The sequence below is a fragment of the Acidimicrobiales bacterium genome (assembly GCA_033344915.1).
Taxonomy (GTDB): domain Bacteria; phylum Actinomycetota; class Acidimicrobiia; order Acidimicrobiales; family Aldehydirespiratoraceae; genus JAJRXC01.
This window is the reverse complement of sequence record JAWPML010000001.1, coordinates 2,921,738-2,939,243: the sequence shown is the minus strand read 5'-3', so window position 1 is coordinate 2,939,243 and position 17,506 is coordinate 2,921,738. Positions and strand designations below refer to the sequence as shown.

The 17,506-nt window shown below is 66.8% G+C and carries 17 protein-coding genes; 10 read left to right on the top strand and 7 right to left on the bottom strand.

Annotated features, from left to right (window positions below):
* Window position 1 precedes the first annotated feature (1 nt).
* The 3 genes from R8F63_14080 to R8F63_14070 all read left to right on the top strand — a co-directional run bounded on the left by R8F63_14080 (window position 2) and on the right by R8F63_14070 (window position 2,041).
* Window positions 2-763, top strand: coding sequence for a hypothetical protein (locus R8F63_14080; protein MDW3219738.1), 762 nt, complete (start codon window positions 2-4; stop codon window positions 761-763).
* Between the two features lie 73 nt (window positions 764-836).
* On the top strand, window positions 837-1,247 hold the full coding sequence (locus R8F63_14075) for a carboxymuconolactone decarboxylase family protein (protein ID MDW3219737.1): 411 nt from the start codon (window positions 837-839) through the stop codon (window positions 1,245-1,247).
* Window positions 1,244-2,041 carry an ABC transporter ATP-binding protein gene (locus tag R8F63_14070; GenBank protein MDW3219736.1) on the top strand — a complete coding sequence of 266 codons (798 nt, stop codon included), beginning with the start codon at window positions 1,244-1,246 and terminating at the stop codon, window positions 2,039-2,041. The genes R8F63_14075 and R8F63_14070 overlap by 4 nt, the downstream gene beginning before the upstream one ends.
* A 6-nt stretch (window positions 2,042-2,047) precedes the next feature.
* Here R8F63_14070 and R8F63_14065 read toward each other — a convergent pair whose 3' ends face one another.
* On the bottom strand, window positions 2,048-2,908 hold the full coding sequence (locus R8F63_14065) for a nitrilase family protein (protein MDW3219735.1): 861 nt from the start codon (window positions 2,906-2,908) through the stop codon (window positions 2,048-2,050).
* Complete coding sequence (locus R8F63_14060; GenBank protein MDW3219734.1) at window positions 2,905-3,687, bottom strand: IclR family transcriptional regulator C-terminal domain-containing protein; 783 nt, start codon at window positions 3,685-3,687, stop codon at window positions 2,905-2,907. Before R8F63_14060 ends, R8F63_14065 begins: the two co-directional genes overlap by 4 nt.
* Window positions 3,688-3,788: 101 nt before the next feature.
* On the opposite strand from R8F63_14060, the gene R8F63_14055 reads away from it, so the two are divergent.
* Genes R8F63_14055 through R8F63_14025 form a run of 7 tightly spaced genes read left to right on the top strand, consistent with a single transcriptional unit; the run spans window position 3,789 to window position 11,322 of the window.
* A complete protein-coding gene (locus R8F63_14055) occupies window positions 3,789-5,147 on the top strand; it encodes an aminotransferase class III-fold pyridoxal phosphate-dependent enzyme (protein MDW3219733.1) in 1,359 nt (452 codons plus the stop codon).
* Window positions 5,147-6,574 carry a dihydropyrimidinase gene (hydA, locus tag R8F63_14050; protein MDW3219732.1) on the top strand — a complete coding sequence of 476 codons (1,428 nt, stop codon included), beginning with the start codon at window positions 5,147-5,149 and terminating at the stop codon, window positions 6,572-6,574. Before R8F63_14055 ends, hydA (R8F63_14050) begins: the two co-directional genes overlap by 1 nt.
* Window positions 6,571-7,584: an LLM class flavin-dependent oxidoreductase gene (locus R8F63_14045; protein MDW3219731.1), complete on the top strand. Its 1,014-nt coding sequence runs from the start codon at window positions 6,571-6,573 to the stop codon at window positions 7,582-7,584. The genes hydA (R8F63_14050) and R8F63_14045 overlap by 4 nt, the downstream gene beginning before the upstream one ends.
* 6 nt (window positions 7,585-7,590) lie before the next feature.
* On the top strand, window positions 7,591-8,442 hold the full coding sequence (locus R8F63_14040; protein ID MDW3219730.1) for a nitrilase-related carbon-nitrogen hydrolase: 852 nt from the start codon (window positions 7,591-7,593) through the stop codon (window positions 8,440-8,442).
* Window positions 8,443-8,473: 31 nt separating this feature from the next.
* On the top strand, window positions 8,474-9,610 hold the full coding sequence (locus R8F63_14035; protein ID MDW3219729.1) for an ABC transporter substrate-binding protein: 1,137 nt from the start codon (window positions 8,474-8,476) through the stop codon (window positions 9,608-9,610).
* Window positions 9,611-9,652: 42 nt separating this feature from the next.
* Window positions 9,653-10,537, top strand: coding sequence for an ABC transporter permease subunit (locus R8F63_14030; protein ID MDW3219728.1), 885 nt, complete (start codon window positions 9,653-9,655; stop codon window positions 10,535-10,537).
* Between the two features lie 47 nt (window positions 10,538-10,584).
* Entirely contained in the window at window positions 10,585-11,322 is a 738-nt protein-coding gene (locus R8F63_14025) for an ABC transporter permease subunit (GenBank protein ID MDW3219727.1), read from the top strand.
* Between the two features lie 7 nt (window positions 11,323-11,329).
* Here the strand turns inward: R8F63_14025 and R8F63_14020 are convergent, their stop codons facing one another.
* From R8F63_14020 to R8F63_14000, 5 genes are read right to left on the bottom strand one after another with little or no spacing between them, the layout of a single operon-like run.
* Window positions 11,330-12,334, bottom strand: a complete 1,005-nt coding sequence (locus tag R8F63_14020; GenBank protein ID MDW3219726.1) for a TIGR03842 family LLM class F420-dependent oxidoreductase — start codon at window positions 12,332-12,334, stop codon at window positions 11,330-11,332.
* Window positions 12,335-12,372: 38 nt separating this feature from the next.
* On the bottom strand, window positions 12,373-13,860 hold the full coding sequence (locus R8F63_14015; GenBank protein MDW3219725.1) for a CoA-acylating methylmalonate-semialdehyde dehydrogenase: 1,488 nt from the start codon (window positions 13,858-13,860) through the stop codon (window positions 12,373-12,375).
* 7 nt (window positions 13,861-13,867) lie between these two features.
* Window positions 13,868-15,277, bottom strand: coding sequence for a dihydropyrimidinase (gene hydA / locus R8F63_14010; GenBank protein ID MDW3219724.1), 1,410 nt, complete (start codon window positions 15,275-15,277; stop codon window positions 13,868-13,870).
* Window positions 15,274-16,563, bottom strand: a complete 1,290-nt coding sequence (locus tag R8F63_14005; protein MDW3219723.1) for an aspartate aminotransferase family protein — start codon at window positions 16,561-16,563, stop codon at window positions 15,274-15,276. Before R8F63_14005 ends, hydA (R8F63_14010) begins: the two co-directional genes overlap by 4 nt.
* Complete coding sequence (locus tag R8F63_14000; GenBank protein MDW3219722.1) at window positions 16,560-17,402, bottom strand: nitrilase-related carbon-nitrogen hydrolase; 843 nt, start codon at window positions 17,400-17,402, stop codon at window positions 16,560-16,562. Before R8F63_14000 ends, R8F63_14005 begins: the two co-directional genes overlap by 4 nt.
* Window positions 17,403-17,506: the final 104 nt, after the last annotated feature.

Sequence of the window (17,506 nt, the reverse complement as noted above, 5' to 3'; positions counted from 1 at the left end):
CATGGAAGCCACCGGCATCATCTTCACGGCGCTCGACACCGACCACGACAACATCGAGAGCTGGAATCGTTGGTACGACCTCGAACACCTGCCACCGAACCTCGCCATGCCCGAGATCGCCGGCGGTTGCCGCTACGTGGCACCGCCGGAGCTCCACGAGATCCGTTTGCCGACCACCGGCGTCCACGGCGGTTTCGAGGACGGCAAGGGTGTGAACGTCACGATCTATCTGACCGCGGTCGATCCCGGTGAGGCCATCCAGGCCATGACCGGCTTCCGCGAGGTGCTCGAGGCCGCGGGGCGCATGGAGGGCGCCGGTCGTCGCACCGTGCGTACCGGCGACGCGATGGATCTCTCGTGGGTCGTGGGTGACCCGGTGCTGCGGCTCGACGACCGCGACGTGCCCCATGTCGGCCACACCGGCATCCGGGTCGTGCTCCGTCGAGGCGACGGCGACGCCCGCGCCGTGGCCGAACGGGCGGTCGCGGTGGACGGCGTGCACGGCGTGATGTCGTTCGCGAGCCGGTTCTTCCCCGGCCTCGAAGCCGACATTCATCTGCTGTCCGGCGTGACCGCGGACGTCACCCTGGCGACGCGAGCGGCAGCGCCCTACGGGGCCGGCGCCGAGATCGTGCTGGACGCGCCCTTCGACGGAATCGCGCCACTCGACTACGCCTTCGCAGCGCGCATCCGGGCGAGCAGTCTCCCGGCGACCCTCGACACCGACGCGGTGATGGCCCCGCGAGGCGACGAGTCCCCATGAGGAGCGGTTGCCCGCATTCGTGGAAATGGGTGTGGAGTATGGTGACGCCGACGCGGATGAAAGCAGACACGACGTGAGCAATTCCAAGTTCGACGAAGGCATGGCCGCCCGTCGCCGGGTACTCGGCGATGAGTACGTTGACCGGGCGTTCGCCGGGGTGGACACCTTCAACCGCGAGTTCCAGGAGACGGTCACCGAATACTGCTGGGGTGGCGTGTGGGGGCGCTCGGTACTCGACGACCGGCAGCGCAGCCTCAACAATCTTTGCATCCTGTCGGCGCTCAACCGGTCGCACGAGTTCAAGACCCACTTCCGTGCCGCGATCGGCAACGGCTGCACACTCGAGGAGATCCGCGACACCCTCCTGCAGGTGTCGGTCTACGCCGGCGTCCCTGCCGGGGTCGAGGCCTTCCGCCTCGCTCGCGAAGTGCTCGACGAGCTCGGAATCGTGCCCGACGAGCGGATGAACCAGGAGTCTGCGTGACCACCGTCGATCCGTCCGCCCCGGCCGTCGAACTCGTTGGCGTCGACAAGGTCTTCAACGAGGGCGCGGCCAACGCCGTGGAGGCGCTCCGCGGCATCGACCTGACCGTGGAGCAGGGCGAGTTCGTCTCGTTGATCGGTCCCTCCGGTTGCGGCAAGTCCACCCTGCTGCGAGTTGTCGCCGACCTCCTGCCGTCGAACCGCGGCACCGTCACGGTCTTCGGTAAGTCGGCGCCACAGGCGCGGCTCGACCAGGACCACGCAATGGCCTTCCAGAAGGCAGGTCTCTTCGACTGGCGCACCGTGCGGGCCAACATCGAGCTGCCCCTCGAGCTCAAGGGCTGGTCCAAGGTGGACCGTCGCAAGCGCAGCGAGGAGATGCTCGAACTCGTGAAGCTCGACGAGTTCGGGTCGCACTATCCGTTCCATCTCTCCGGCGGCATGCAGCAGCGGGTGGCGATCGCCCGCTGCCTCACCTTCGAGCCGAAGCTCCTGTTGATGGACGAACCGTTCGGTGCGCTCGACGAGATGACCCGCGAGCACATGCAGGCGGAACTCCTGCGTATCTACAACGAGCTCGACACCACGATCATCTTCGTCACGCACTCGATCGCCGAGGCGGTTTACCTGTCCTCACGCGTGGTCGTCATGTCGCCTCGCCCCGGTCAGATCCACTCCACGGTCGACATCGACCTGGGTGAGCGCACCGATGCCATTCGCAACGACCCGTCCTTCTTCGAGAAAACGAACGAAGTGCGCAACGCGTTGCGATCCGTCGAGCAGGTTCTGTCCTGACCCTCGTCAGTACTCGCCGGCCGCCTGGCCGGAGCCGAGCATCTCGTCGTAGACATCCAGCCGGCGGTCGCGCAGGGGCTGGTTGAACGGATTGCCGCGACGCTCGGCGCGTGAGCCGATGAGGTCGACATCCGCGTAGATGATCTCGGGACGGTCGGGGCTGGCCGGACCGGCGATCGGCCAACCCGTGTGATCGACGATGATGCTCCGCCCGATGAAGGGCTGATCGCCATCCGCCCCGACACGATCGGCGGCCGCGACGTAGACCAGGTTCGCGTGGGCATTGGTCATGCAGAGCATGTTGGCCATCACCGGCAGGTCGTCGCGTTGTGTCGGGACGGGGACCCAGTTCGACGGTGCACACACGAGGTCGGCGCCCTGGGCAGCCATCAGACGGAAGGACTCGGGGAACCAGCAGTCGTAACAGATGTGCATACCGATTCGACCGAGCGGGGTGTCGAAGACCGGCACGCCGAGATCCCCGGGCTCGTAGAAGGTCTTCTCGAGGGCCCAGGTGTGGGCCTTGCGGTACTTCCCGATCAACCCATCAGGGCCGATCAACACCGCCGTGTTGAAGAGCGCGTCGCCGTCGCTCTCGGCCACGCCGGCGACGAGGTGGATGCCCTCGTCACGACACAACGCCGACCACTGCCGGAACGCTGCCCCGTCGGGAACCGGCTCGGCGACCTCGTGCGCCTGTGCGGGACTCTCGAACGCCCAGCCGGTGGTCGAACATTCCGGCAGGACGAGGAGGTCGGCCCCATTGGCCACGGCGTCCGCACACGCGATCGCCTGGTCGGCGAGGTTCTGGGTCACCTCTCCGAGCACGGGCTCGGTCTGGAGGCATGCGATACGAGTCGTCGTCATGAGACTTCCTTCATGGGTGCGGACGGAAGATCGTCGAGAGAGACCTGCCCCGTGCGGAGTAGGACAGCGAGACGGTTCGCCGATTCCACCACATGGGTGGCGAGGTCGGGAAGCTCCTCCGGCGTCATCCGGAAGCTGGGTCCACCGATCCACACGGTGCAGACCATGGTGTCGTGGACGATCACCGGCGCGGCAATGGCCGCGGCTGCCGGGTCGAGTTCCTCGAACGCGACCGCGTAACCCCGCTGCCGGTTCGTGTCCTGTTCCTCGGCCACGCGGGCCCGTTCGGTCGGGCTGAGTGGGGCGAGGGCGGCCTCGGCGATTGACGGGTCGTGGTGCCAGGTCAGGAACGCCTTCCCGGTGGATGAGCGAAGGAGTGGGAGTCGCCGAGGCACGGGCTTGCCCGTCTGGCTGATCAGCTGTGGACCTTCCACCTGCAACACGACGACGACGTCATCGCCGATCAGGAGATCGATACCGGCGGTCTCGTGGGTCGAGGCGCGGAGTCGGTCGAGCTCGTGGCGCAGCAACTCGATGGAGCCGTCGGCTTGCACGCGATCGGCCATGAGCGCGGTGAGGGCGAAGGAGACGCGATAGCGCCGGGTTTCGGGATCGATCTCGAGCAGTTCCTCCTCGACCAGCGCTCGGAGGATGCGGATGCAGGTCGCTTTCGGGATCGTGGAGTCCCGCGCGATCTCACTCAGGCCGAGCGGCGCGGGGTTCGACGCGACGAGGCGGAGGAGGGCCGCCGTCCGAGACGCGAGAACTGCCTGCGTCATGCGAGTCGCCGGTCGCGCTGTGCTACGGTTTTTGTGGACCATCGGTTCATACAGTGAACCAGTGTAGCCGGTCGGTCGCCGGTGAAGGGACAGCGCAACCCATGGACCCATCCGACGGGACTCCCGAGCCGGGCGACGCCCTCGTGGCCCTGCAGCGGGATCGCGATCTCGTCCTGACCTCGTGGTCGACCCAGTCCGCCGTCGATCCACTTCTCGTGTCGGGCGGGGAGGGTGCCTGGTTCTGGACCCACGACGGTCGTCGGTTCCTCGACTTCCAGTCGCAGCTCGTCAACATGAACCTCGGGCATCAGCATCCACGGCTCGTCGAGGCGATCAAGCGGCAGGCCGACACGCTCTGCTACGTCGCCCCCAACATGGCCAACGATGCCCGCAGCGAGCTGGCGAGCCAGTTGGCGGAGATCACCCCGGGCGACCTCACCGCCTCCTACTTCACCACGGGCGGTGCGGCCGCCGTCGAAAGCGCGATCAAGCTGGCCCGGCATGTGACGGGACGGACGAAGGTCATCGCCCGCAACCGCTCGTACCACGGTGCGACGATGGGCACCATCACCGTCGGCGGCGATCCCCGCCGGTGGGACGCCGAACCCGGCGTCCCGGGTGTGGTCCGTATCCTCGATCCCTACACCTACCGGTGCCCGGCCGGGCACCCCGATCCGTGTCCCGTCTGCACCGGCGCCCCGCACCTCGAAGAGATCCTGATGTACGAGAACCCTGCGTCGGTCGCGGCAATCGTGCTCGAGACCGTCACCGGGACCAACGGCATCATCTATCCGCCCGACGGATATCTCGCCGCGATCCGCGAGGTCTGCGACCGTCACGGGATCATGTTGATCCTCGATGAGGTCATGGTCGGCTTCGGGCGCACTGGCACCTGGTTCGCGTGCGACAACTACGACGTGGTGCCCGACATCCTCGTCGTGGCGAAGGGCATCAACTCGGGCTACGTGCCCCTCGGCGCGATGATCGTCAGCGCGCCGATACGGGAGTGGTTGGAGGACAATCGCTTCTCGATCGGACAGACCTACGCGGGGCATCCGCTCGCCTGTGCGGTCGGGGTCGAGTCGATCAAGGTCTTCCAGGACGAGGACATCCTCGCCCGTACCGTTGCGGCGGGCGCACTCGTGTCCGCCCGGCTCGAGGAGATGGCCGCACGGCGCCGTTGCATCGGCGACGTGCGCGGCATGGGTCTCTTCCACGGCGTCGAGTTGGTGCGGGATCGAGACACGAGAGAGCCGCTCGTGCCCTTCAAGGCCACTGGGGACGCGGCAGCCCCAATGGCCAGGATCATGCGCGGTGCCAAGGACCGCGGGCTGTTCCTCGCGAGCTACAACAACATCATCCGGCTGGCACCGCCCCTCGTGACGAGTCACGAGGATCTCGAACTCGGTCTGGACATCCTCGATGAATTGCTCGGCCTCGTCGACGAGGAGCTCGACTGATGGCCGCCCTCATCGTCCGGGGCGGCGACGTCGTGTCCGTGAGCGGCGTTTTCGCGGCCGACGTCGTGATCGACGGCGAGAAGATCGTCGGCCTCGTCGATCCCGGGACCGCTACGGCCGACCGCGAGATCGACGCACGTGGGTGCTACGTGCTGCCTGGAGGCATCGACACCCACACCCATCTCGAGAATCCGGCTCTCGCGTTCAGCACCGTGAGCTCGGATGACTTCCACACCGGCACGATCGCAGCAGCCGCCGGGGGGACCACGACGATCGTGGATTTCGTCAAGTCCCGTCCGGAGGAGTCGATCTACGACGCCTTCCAGGCCCGTCGAGCCGTTGCGGACGCGAAGGTCGTCGTCGACTACGGGCTGCACCCGATGGTCCCGAGCAACGCGCTGGAGGTCGACTCGATCTCCGAGCTCCGCCAGCTCGCGGCCGAGGGCGCCACCAGCTGGAAGTTCTTCATGGCCTACCACGGGATGATGGTCGACGATGCCACCCTGATCGCCGGTTTCCGCGCCGCGGCCGAGGAGGGTGTCCTGCCCATGGTGCATGCCGAGAACGGCCACCTGGTGCAGGACGCGACCGACCGGCTCATCGAGGCCGGCATGGTCGAGGAACACCATCATCTCGCGGCGCACACCCACACCTCCGAGCACGAGGCCGTGCATCGAGCGATCGCCATTGCCGAGTCGGTGGGCAGCGCGCTCTTCGTCGTCCACGTGTCGAGCCGCTACGCCGCCGCCGAGATCCAGCTGGCGAGGGCCCGAGCGGTCCCGGTCCATGGTGAGACCTGTCCTCAGTACCTGCTGGCGGCCTACGAGGACTACGAGGGTCTCGGTCACGAGGCGGCGAAGTACCTCTGCTCGCCGCCGATCCGCGAACGCGCCAATCAGGAGAGCCTGTGGGATGCGCTCGTGAGCGACGCATTGTCGACGATCGGCACCGACCACGCAGCGTTCTGCATGGGGCAGCCGGACGATCTGCCGCCCCAGAAGGGGCGGGGTCTCGGGTATTTCCCCGACGTGCCCAACGGCGTCCCCGGGATCGAGGATCGCCTGTCGTTGATCTGGCAGGCCGGCGTTCGCCAGGGCCGCTTCGATGTGAGTCGCTTCGTCGATCTGGTCTCCACCAGGCCGGCAAAACTCTTCGGGCTCTATCCACAGAAGGGCACGATCGCCCCGGGGTCCGACGCTGATCTCGTGGTGTGGGACCCGGAGGTGCGGCGAACCGTTCGTGCCGCCGAGCAACACATGCGCACGGACTACAACCTCTACGAGGGGACCGAGATCGTCGGCGGCCCGACCCACGTGCTGTCGCGTGGCGAGGTGGTCGTGGACCACGGCGAGATCAGCGCAGCACGCGGTCGCGGTCGCTATTTGGCGCGCCGACGGCCGATCGAACCGACACGGAGATCTTCATGACCGAGATCCCGCTCGGCGTGCACCTCGGCGAACGGCTGACGCTCGACCAGACCTGGTGGCAGGCAGAGTTCGCCGACACCCACGGCTTCGAGTCGGTCTGGGTCGCCGAGGGCCGATTGGCCCGCGATGGCATCGTCCCGGCGGCGGTCATCGCAGCGCGGACACAACGGGTCGGTGTGGCCACCGGAGTGGTCAACAACAAGAGCCGCAACGCCGCGTTGATGGCGGTCACATTCAAGACGCTCGATGAGATCGCGCCGGGTCGGGCGATCCTCGGGATCGGCGCCTGGTGGGAACCGATCGCGTCGAAGGTGGGAACCCCGGTCGAACGGCCGGTCACGGCGATGCGGGAGTACGTCGGCGTGCTCCAGGCCTTCTTCCGCAACGAGCTCGTCGAGTTCTCCGGCGACTTCGTGCACATGGACGGCGTGCGGTTCGACAGCATGTACCACGAGAACAAGGCGATCGACGTGCCGATCTACTTCGGCTCGGTCGGACCGAAGATGCTCCAGCTGGCCGGTGAGATCAGCGATGGCGTGAACCTCGACTTCCTGCTGCCGGTCTCCTATCTCGAGGGCGCTCTCGCCGCCATCGGCAAGGGCATCGCGAAGCGCATCGACGGCCGCGAGCAGATTCACGTCACGCAGATCATCGCTTGCAGCGTCGACGATGACGATCCCGACGAGGCGGTCGATGCCTGTCGGGCGTTCCTCACGCAGTACCTGATGCAACAGCCCCACATCGCGGAGCACTGCGGTGTCGACCCGGATCTGGTCGAGCGCATCAAGGAGGTTGCGGGTTGGCCGGCGACCCCCGACGACGTCCGCCGGGCGATGCGCCTCGTGCCGACGTCACTGGTCCACGAGGTCGCTGCGTGCGGCCGGGCCGGCCAGGCCTACGACAAGCTCTGCGAGTTCCACGAGGCCGGCGTCGAGTTGCCCATCATCTCCACGCACGGCGACAAGGAACAGACCCTTCTTGCTCTGGCCGCCGCGGCCGGGAGAGGCTGAGCGCGCATGGACTCCCCGTACGGCGTCGCCGCAATCCAGGTCCGGCCGACGGCCGATCGAGATCGGAACCTCCGTGAGACCGCCGAGCTCATCGACGAGGCCGCGGGACTCGGCGCCGAGCTGGTGGTCCTCCCGGAGATATTCTCCGCGCCGTTCGTGGCCGCCGAGGTCGATCCGACCTACTTCGAGTGGGCCGAGGCCCTGGACGGCCCGTCGAACACCCTCGTGGCCGAGCGGTCGGCCGCCCACGGGATCACGATCGTGTCGTCGGTCTTCGAGGCCAGCCCGACGCCCGGCGTTCACCACAACACCGCAAGCATCTTCGTGAACGGCGAAGCGGCGGTGCACTACCGCAAGTCACACCTGCCCTTCTCCAACGGCTTCCCCGAGAAGTACTACTTCCGGCCCGGTGAGGACCCGCCACCGGTCGTCGACGTCGGCCCGACGAAGGCCGGGGTCATCATCTGCTACGAGCGCCACTTCCCCGAACTCGGACGACTGGTTGCCCTCGGTGGCGCATCCGTGATGTGCGTTCCGGTCGCGTGCGCGAGCGCGCCGACCAAGGAGGTGTTCCAGCTCGAGCTCCGCGCCCACGCGGTGTTCAACTCGCTGTTCGTCGTCTGCGCGAATCGAGTCGGGCTCGAGGGCGCGGGCGAAACGAGCAAGGACTACTACGGGCTGAGCGCGATCTATGAGCCTGACGGAAACATTTCATCTCAGGCAGGCACGGACGATGCGGAGGTAGTGTTCGCACGGGTGGATCTTGCGGCCATCGCCGAGCGTCGCCAGCGGCTTCCGTTTCTTCGTGACCGCAGGCCGCCGCTCTACCAAGGTCTCGTCGAGGAGTCCTCGACATGAGAGAACCCCATCACCTGGAGGAAACATGAGAATGTCACGTAGACCACGATGGCGCCTGCTTCTGGCGCTCTTCGTCGGATTCGCCCTCTTCGCCGCTGCGTGCGGCGACGACGACTCCGACGACAGCACGGGCGACGACGGGGGGAGCACTGACGAGCTCACGCCGATCTCCCTGCAGCTGCAATGGTTCACCCAGGGCCAGTTCTGCGGCTACTACGCCGGTATCGAGCAGGGCTACTACGCCGATCGCGGTCTCGACCTGACGATCATCGAAGGTGGCGTCGACATCGTCCCGCAGACGGTCGTGGCCAATGGCGACGCCGACTATGCGGTCTCGTTCACTGTTCGTGGTCTCGCCTCCCGGGAGGCCGGCGCGGAGATCACACAGATCGCGCAGGTCTTCCAGCGTTCGGGTACCCGCCAGGTCTCCTGGGCCGATTCGGGGATCACGACGGTGGCCGACTGGGAAGGCAAGAAGATCGGCAACTGGGGCTTCGGCAACGAGTTCGAGGTACTGGCCGCGATCCGACAGGCCGGCCTTGATCCTGCGACCGATGTCGAGCTCGTGCAACAGCAGTTCGACATGGTCGCACTCGTCAACCGCGAGATCGACGCCGCCGAGGCGACGATCTACAACGAGTACGCCCAGATGCTGGAAACGGTCAACCCCGACACGGGTGAGCTGATCCAGCCCGAGGAGCTCCACGTCATCGACTACAACGACCTCGGTGTGGCGATGCTGCAGGACGCCCTCTGGGCCGAGACGAACCGGCTCGACGACGAGGAGTTCCGGGCCCAGACCGTCGACTTCCTCGCCGCGTCGATGGAGGGTTGGATCTACTGCCGGGACAACCTCGAGGACGGCGTCGAGATCGTGCTCGACAACGCCCCGATCCTGGGTGAGGGCCATCAGCGCTGGATGATCAACGAGGTCAACAGCCTCATCTGGCCGTCCCCCGACGGCGTCGGTGTCCTCGATCCCGACCTCTACCAGCAGACCGTGGATGTCGCCGTCGAGTTCGAGATCCTCAGCGGTCAGCCGGACGAGGAAGCCACCCGGTCCGACCTGATCAACGAGGCGCTCGACGAGCTGAAGGCGGACGGTCTCGACGTGACCGGCGACAGCTACACCCGTATCGACGTCGAACCCACACCCGGCGGCGAGTGAGCGAGGCCTGAGTCCGTCGATGCCGACTGAGCTCGAACACTCGTGAAGCAGAAGGCAAAGAACGGACTGAAGCGAGTCCTTCCTCCGGCGGTGGCCATCGTGGCGCTCTGTGCGCTCTACGAGGGCTACCGCCGGATGGGTCTCGCGACGGACGATCAGTGGCCGATCTTCGGCGGTGACCTTCCCGTCAAGACCAACCAGGTGACGATGCCCGAGTTGGCGGACATCATCAGCCGCTTCTTCGAGCCACAGCAGCGGCGAAGCAGCACCACCGTGCTCGAGGCCGTGATCCAGGGCTCGTGGTACACCATGCGGATCTCGGCCGCGGGCTTCCTCATGGGTGCCGTCATCGGTATGGCGTTGGCCATCCTCATGCTGCGTTCGAAGCTGCTCGAGCGGGGGATCCTGCCCTGGATCATCGTCTCGCAGACCATCCCGCTTCTCGCCCTCGCCCCGGTCATCGTGACGTGGGGCAACCGGATCGAAGTGGTCGACTGGCAGCCGTGGATGTCGGTGTCACTGATCGCGACGTATCTCACGTTCTTCCCGGTGGCGGTGAACGGACTGCGCGGTCTGCAATCACCCCCCGCCCACTCCATCGAGTTGATGGAGTCGTACGCGTCGACCAGACGCCAGACCCTTCTCAAGGTCCGCCTGCCGGGCGCCGTGCCCTATCTCATCCCGGCACTCAAGCTCGCCGCCGCCGCCTCCATCATCGGCTCGATCGTGGGCGAGATCTCCATCGGCCTGCCCGGTGGGGTCGGTCGTTTGATCCTGGCCTACGCCCAGCAGGCTCAGACCGACCCTCCCAAGATGTACTGCGCCATCATCGGCGCCGGTGTGCTCGGCCTCGTGTTCACCTCGGCCGTTGGTGGTCTCGAACGGCTCGTGCCCGGGTCTCGCGAGCGATCGGACGTCCCGTTGTGAGCGTCGTCGCGCGATTCTCGGACCGAACCTCCACGATCGTGGTCCCGGTGGTTTTCGGAGCGGTGTTCTTCTCGCTCTGGGAATGGATGGTGCGGGCGTTCGACATCAAACAGTTCCTGCTCCCGAGTCCCTCCTCGATCTACACCGCAGTCGGCGAGAACGCACAACGCATCTGGGACGGCGTGGAGATCACCGGCGGCAACGCCGTCTATGGCCTCATCGTCGGCTCGATCATCGCGATCCTCGCGGCCCTCCTGTCTTCGCGATGGGACTGGTTCAGCGATGTGGTCACCCCGATCGCTTCGGGCATGGCGGCGGTCCCGATCGTCTCGCTGGCACCGGTCTTCAACATCTGGTTCGGCTCGACCAACTCGTTCTCGCGACGACTCGTCGTGATCGTGGTGGTGTTCTTCCCTGTGTTCGTGAACGTGACCAAGGGTCTCACGCAGGTGGACTCGATCCACGTCGAGTTGATGCGGAGTCAGGCGGCCTCCGAGTGGTCGGTGATCCGTCGCGTCCGGATTCCGAACGCGATTCCGTTCCTCATGTCCTCGCTGCGGCTGGCGAGCTCGCTGGCGATCATCTCGGCGATCGTGGCGGAGTACTTCGGCGGTACCCAGGGGTCGCTCGGCCAGCTGATCACCCAGAGCGCGGGCCTGTCCCGCTACGACATCGCCTGGGCCGCGGTGCTCGGGGCCAGCGCAGTGGGCATCGCGATGTTCGCGGCGGTGGCAGCGCTGGAATGGGTGGCCATGCCCTGGCGGCGCCAGAGCACCGGCGTCTGAGACTCCCTCAACCCGGCGTGCTGATCGCCGGGATGATGCGCTGGCCGTAGGCGTTCAGGGTCTCGTCCTTCTGGTCGTGCATCAGATAGATCGCGAACTGGTCGACCCCGAGCGCCTCGAGGGCCTTGAGGCGCTCGATGTGGGCGTCCTCGTCGCCGAGGATGCAGAAACGGTCGACGATGTCGTCGGGGACGAAGTCCGTGTGGTCGTGCCCGGCCTTGCCGTGGCCGGCGTAGTCGTAGCCTTCGCGCCCCTTGATGTAGTCGGTGAGCTCCTGGGGCACGGCACCACTGTCGCCATAGCGCTCGACGAGGTCGGCGACATGATTCCCGACCATCCCCCCGAACCAGCGGCACTGGTCGCGCTGGTGTTCGATGTCGGTGCCGACGTAGGCCGGCGCGGCGACACAGATGTAGAGATCGTCGGGGTCGCGGCCGGCATCGGCCGCGGCCGCGCGAACGGCACCGATGGTCCATTCGGCCAGCGACAGGTCGGCCAGCTGGAGGATGAACCCGTCGGACTCGCGGCCACACAGGTCGAGCGCCTTCGGTCCGTAGCCGGCCATGAGGATGTCGAGCTTCGACTCCTCGGCCCACGGGAAGTGCTGCTGGGTGCCGTTGTAGGTGACCTCGCGCCCCTCGGCGAGCTCCTTGATGACATGCATCGATTCACTCAGCGTCGAGAGCTTGGTGGGGCTGTGGCCGAGCACCCGCATGGCCGAGTCGCCCCGGCCGATGCCGCAGATCGTGCGATTGCCGAACATGTCGTTGAGCGTGGCGTAGAGCGAGGCGGTGACCGTCCAGTTGCGGGTGCCCGGGTTGGTGACCATCGGGCCGACGATCATCCGGTTCGTGGCGGACAACATCTGGCTGTAGATGACGTACGGCTCCTGCCACAGCACATGGCTGTCGAAGGTCCAGCCGTGGCTGAAGCCGAGTGTCTCGGCCTTGCGGGCGAGATCGACGACCCGCCACGCCGGAGGGTCGGTCTGGAGAACGACGCCGAAGTCCATGGATGCTCCTCTTGCGTATCGGGCTACTGGGTATCGGGCTACTGGTTGGTGGGGAAGCCGAGGTTGACGGCACTGCCGGCCGGGTCGGGCCACCGGCTCGTGACGACCTTCGGCCGCGTGTAGAAGTGGATGCCTTCGGGGCCGTAGATGGTGGTGTCCCCGAAGGCGGAGTCCTTCCATCCGCCGAAGGAGTGGTAGCCCACGGGCACCGGGATCGGGACGTTGATGCCGACCATGCCCGCGTCGGCGTCCTCCTGGAACTGGCGGGCCGCGCCACCGTCGCGGGTGAAGATCGCGGCACCGTTGCCCCACGGGTTCGTGGAGATGAGGTCGACCCCCTCCTGGTAGGTGTCGACGCGCACGACACACAGGACCGGGCCGAAGATCTCGTCGGTGTAGACGGTCATGTCCGGCGTGACATGGTCGAGCAGCGTGACCCCGAGGAAGTAACCGTCGCCGTCGAACTCGGCCTCGCGCCCGTCGACGACCACGGTCGCCCCGGCGTCGGCGCCGGCGTCGATGTAGCCCGCGACCTTGTCGCGGTGCGCCTCGGTGATGAGCGGACCCATCTCCGAGCCCTGGTCCGTGCCGGGGCCGATCACGAGCTTCTCCATGCGCACCTTGATGGCATCGACCAGCGGGTCGGCGACGTCGCCCACGGCGACGGCGACCGAGATCGCCATGCAGCGCTCGCCCGCCGATCCGTAGGCGGCGGACACGGCCGAGTCGGCGGCCAGGTCGATGTCGGCGTCGGGGAGGACGACCATGTGGTTCTTGGCCCCGCCGAGCGCCTGCACCCGCTTGCCGTGATGGGTGCCGGTCTCGTAGACGTAGTGGGCGATCGGGGTGGAGCCGACGAAGCTCACCGCCTTCACGTCGGGGTGTTCGAGGAGTCGATCGACGGCCACCTTGTCGCCCTGCACGACGTTGAGCACGCCCGGCGGGAACCCGGCCTCCTGGAACAGCTCGGCGATGAGCAGTGGGGCCGACGGATCCTTCTCCGACGGCTTGAGGACGAAGGTGTTGCCGCAGGCGACCGCGTTGGGGATCATCCACAACGGCACCATGGCCGGGAAGTTGAACGGCGTGATGCCGGCCACGACTCCCAGGGGGCGCCGGACCGAGAAGACGTCGACCCCGGTCGACGCCTGTTCGCTGTGGCTGCCCTTCAACTGGTCGGCCAGCCCACACGCGAACTCGATGTTCTCGATCGCCCGGGCGACCTCCCCGCCGGCGTCGCTCAGCACCTTGCCGTGCTCGGCGGTGAGGCGGGCCGCGATCTCGTCGGCGTTCTCGACCACGAGGTTGCGGTAGGCGAACATCAGCTTCGCCCGGCGGGCGACGCTCACGCTCTGCCAGGTGGCGAATGCGGCCTTCGCGCTCGCGACCGCCGCGTCCACGTCGGCGACCGATGCGAGGGCGAGCTCGCCGGTCTGTTCGCCCGTCGCCGGGTTGAAGACCGGCGAGGTTCGATCGGAGGTGGCCGCGACGGAAACGCCGTCGATGAGGTGCTGGATCTGCTGCATGCGTGCCTTAGATGAGGTAGTCGGAGAGACCGCGGCGCAGGTACTGCCCGTGGCCGGTCGAACCGGTGTAGGAGTCGTTCTCGATGATCACGCGACCGCGAGACATCACGGTGTGGACGTGGCCGTTGATCTCGAAGCCCTCCCAGGCCGAGTGGTCCATGTTCATGTGGTGGTTCTCTTCGCTGATGGTCCAGGTGCGGTTGGGGTCGTAGAGGACGATGTCGGCGTCGGCGCCCGGCTGGATCGTGCCCTTCTTCGGGTAGAGGCCGAACATGCGAGCCGGGGTCGTCGCGCAGAGTTCGACCCAGCGGGGCAGGGTGATCTCGCCGTTGACCACACCCTGGTAGATGAGGTCCATGCGGTGCTCGACGCCGCCGATGCCGTTCGGAATGGCCCGGAAGTCGTCACGGCCCAGTTCCTTCTGGTCCTTCATGCAGAACGGGCAGTGATCGGTGGCCACGACGCTGAGGTCATTGGTGCGCAGACCCTTCCAGAGGTCCTCGTGGTGATGTTCGTGTTTGGTGCGCAGGGGGGTCGAACACACGTAGGCGGCGCCGTCGAAGCCGCGGTCCATGTGGTCCTCGACGTTGAGGTAGAGGTACTGCGGGCAGGTCTCGGCGAACACGTTGGCGCCCCGGTCGCGCGCGATCGCGACCTGCTCGAGGGCCTGCGATGCGGAGAGGTGGACGATGTAGAGGGGCGCGGCCCCGACCTTGGCGAGCTGGATCGCCCGATGCGTGGCCTCGCTCTCGAACTCGGCCCGGCGCACGAGCCCGTGGTTGACCGGGTCGGTCTCGCCTCGTTCGACCGCCTGCTCGGCCAGCACGTCGATCGCGAGCCCGTTCTCGGCGTGCATCATGATCAGCGCCCCGTTGCCGGCCGCCTGCTGCATCGCCCGCAGGATCTGGCCGTCGTCGGACAGGAACACGCCCGGGTACGCCATGAAGAGCTTGAAGCTGGTGATGCCCTCGTCCACGAGCGCGTCCATGTCCTTCAGCGACTGGTCGTCGACGCCGCCGATGATCTGGTGGAACCCGTAGTCGATCGCACACTTGCCCTCGGCCTTGGCGAACCACTGGTCGAGACAGTCACGCACGCTCTCGCCGGCGCGTTGCACGGCGAAGTCGACGATGGTGGTGGTGCCACCCCACGCCGCGGCGCGGGTGCCGTTCTCGAAGTCGTCGGACGCGACCGTGCCGCCGAAGGGCAACTCCATGTGGGTGTGGCCGTCGACCCCGCCCGGGATCACGTAGAGCCCGGACGCGTCGATGATCTCGTCGGCGCCCGCTTCGGCGGACGCGGCGACCTCGGAGCCGGGCTGGAGCACGGCCACGATGGTCTCGCCGTCGATCAGCACCTCGGCGGGATCGGCGCCGGTCGATGTGATCACGGTGCCGTTCTTGATGAGCTTCTTCATGATGCCTCCTCGATTGCGCCGACGATCGCGTCGATGCCTTCGTCGATCTCCGTTTCGCTCACGTCGAGCATCGGCGTGATGCGGATTGCGTTGTTGTAGAGCCCACCTTTGCCCACGAGCAGCCCCCGGCGCTTGCACGCCTCGAGAACCTCGCCCGCCCGGGTGGAATCGGGCTCGATGGTGTCGGGCTGCACGATCTCGATCGCCTGCATCAGTCCCTTGCCCCGTAGCTCGGCGATCCAGGGGGTGCGCTCGACGACCGGGGCGAGGCCCGCGGTCAGCCGCTCGCCCATCCGCAGGGCGTTGCCCTGGAGGTCGTGCTCGCGCACGTGGCGCAGGGTGGCCAGGCCGGCCGACGCGGACAGCGGGTTCCCGCCGAACGTGCTGAACGAGAGGGCGGTGATCGAGTCCATGATCTCGGCCCGGGCGACGATGCCGGCGAGGGTGATGCCGTTGCCGACGCCCTTCGCGAACGTGAGCATGTCGGGGACGATGTCGTGGGCTTCGTACCCCCAGAAGTGTTCGCCGGTGCGCCCCCACCCGGTCTGGACCTCGTCGGCCACGAAGAGGATGCCGTGGTTGGCGAGGACCTTCCCCAACGCGCCGAAGAAGCCGTCGGGGGGCGTGGCGAACCCGCCGACACCCTGGATCGGCTCGGCGATCAGGCAGGCGACGTCGCCCGCCGTCATCATGTCGATCACCTGCTGGAGGTCGTCGACACACGCCTCGGTGAATTCGTCGTCGTCGAGGTGACGGAACGGGCTGCGCAGCCGGTAGCCGCCCTGGACGAAGTTGACGGACAGGCCCGAGAGGCTCGTGGACGACCACGACGAGTGGGAGGTGATGGCCTGGGCCGTGAACGACCGACCGTGGTAGCTGTTGCGCATCGCCAGCACCTGGTTGGACTTGCGGTGGCTGGTGGCGAGCAGGATCGCGGTGTCGTTCGCCTCGCTGCCCGAGGTGGTGAAGAACACCCGGGCGTTGGGGATGCCCGACACCGCCGCGATCTCCTCGGCGAGCTCGATCATCGGTTCGCTGAGATACAGCGTGGAGGTGTGCATCACCTTCGCCGCCTGCGCCTGTACCGCGGCGACCACATCAGGGTTGCTGTGGCCGATCATCGTGGTGAGCACGCCGCCGAAGAAGTCGAGGTAACGGTTGCCCTCGAGATCCCACACGTAGCCGCCTTCGCCCCGGTCGATGGAGATCGGCTCGGCGTAGAGCGGCTTGACGTAGGACGGAAGGACCGCCTTGTAGCGCTCGTGCAGCTCGGCGTTGGTTGTCATGCCTCGGTGAGGTTGCCGTACATGTCGGGACGGCGGTCCCGGTAGAAGGCCCACTGATCGCGGACCTCGTTGACGAGGCCGAGGTCCAGGTCGCGGATCACCAACTCCTCCGCGGTGTCGGAGGCGACGTCACCCACGAACTGGCCGCGGGGGTTGGCGAAGTAGGAGGTTCCGTAGAAGTCGTTGTCGCCCAGGTCCTCCACGCCGACCCGGTTGATGGCGCCGACGAAGTACATGTTGGCCGCGGCCGAGGCGGTCTGTTCGAGCTGCCACAGATACGCCGACAGGCCTCGGCTGGTGGCCGACGGGTTGAACACCATCTGGGCGCCGTTGAGACCGAGCGCCCGCCAGCCCTCGGGGAAGTGGCGGTCGTAGCAGATGTTGACGGCGACCTTGCCGACCGCGGTGTCGAACACGGGGTAGCCGAGGTTTCCGGGCCGGAAGTAGAACTTCTCCCAGAAGCCGTTGACCTGCGGGATGTGGACCTTGCGGTACTTGCCCAGATAGCTGCCGTCGGCGTCGATCACCGCCGCGGTGTTGTAGAGGATGCCCGGCTGTTCCTCTTCGTACATGGGAAGGACGAGGACGATGCCGTACTTGGCGGCGAGCTCCTGGAACCGCTTGGTGGTCGGTCCGTCCGGGATCGCCTCGGCGTAGCTGTAGAACTTCGCGTCCTGCACCTGACAGAAGTAGGGGCCGTAGAACAGCTCCTGGAAACACATCACCTGGGTGCCGGCTTCGGCGGCCTCGGCGAGGTACTTCTCGTGGAGCTCGATCATCGACTCCTTGTCACCGGTCCACGCGGTCTGGAGTATCGCGGCCTTCACTACCTCGGACATCTTGCTACCTCCACGTGAGCCTCCTGCGCGGCTGAGCGACGGGACCCCCGTCCCGATGATTCCCCAAACCTATTTGACTGGATGGAGGGTGTACAAGGGCATCT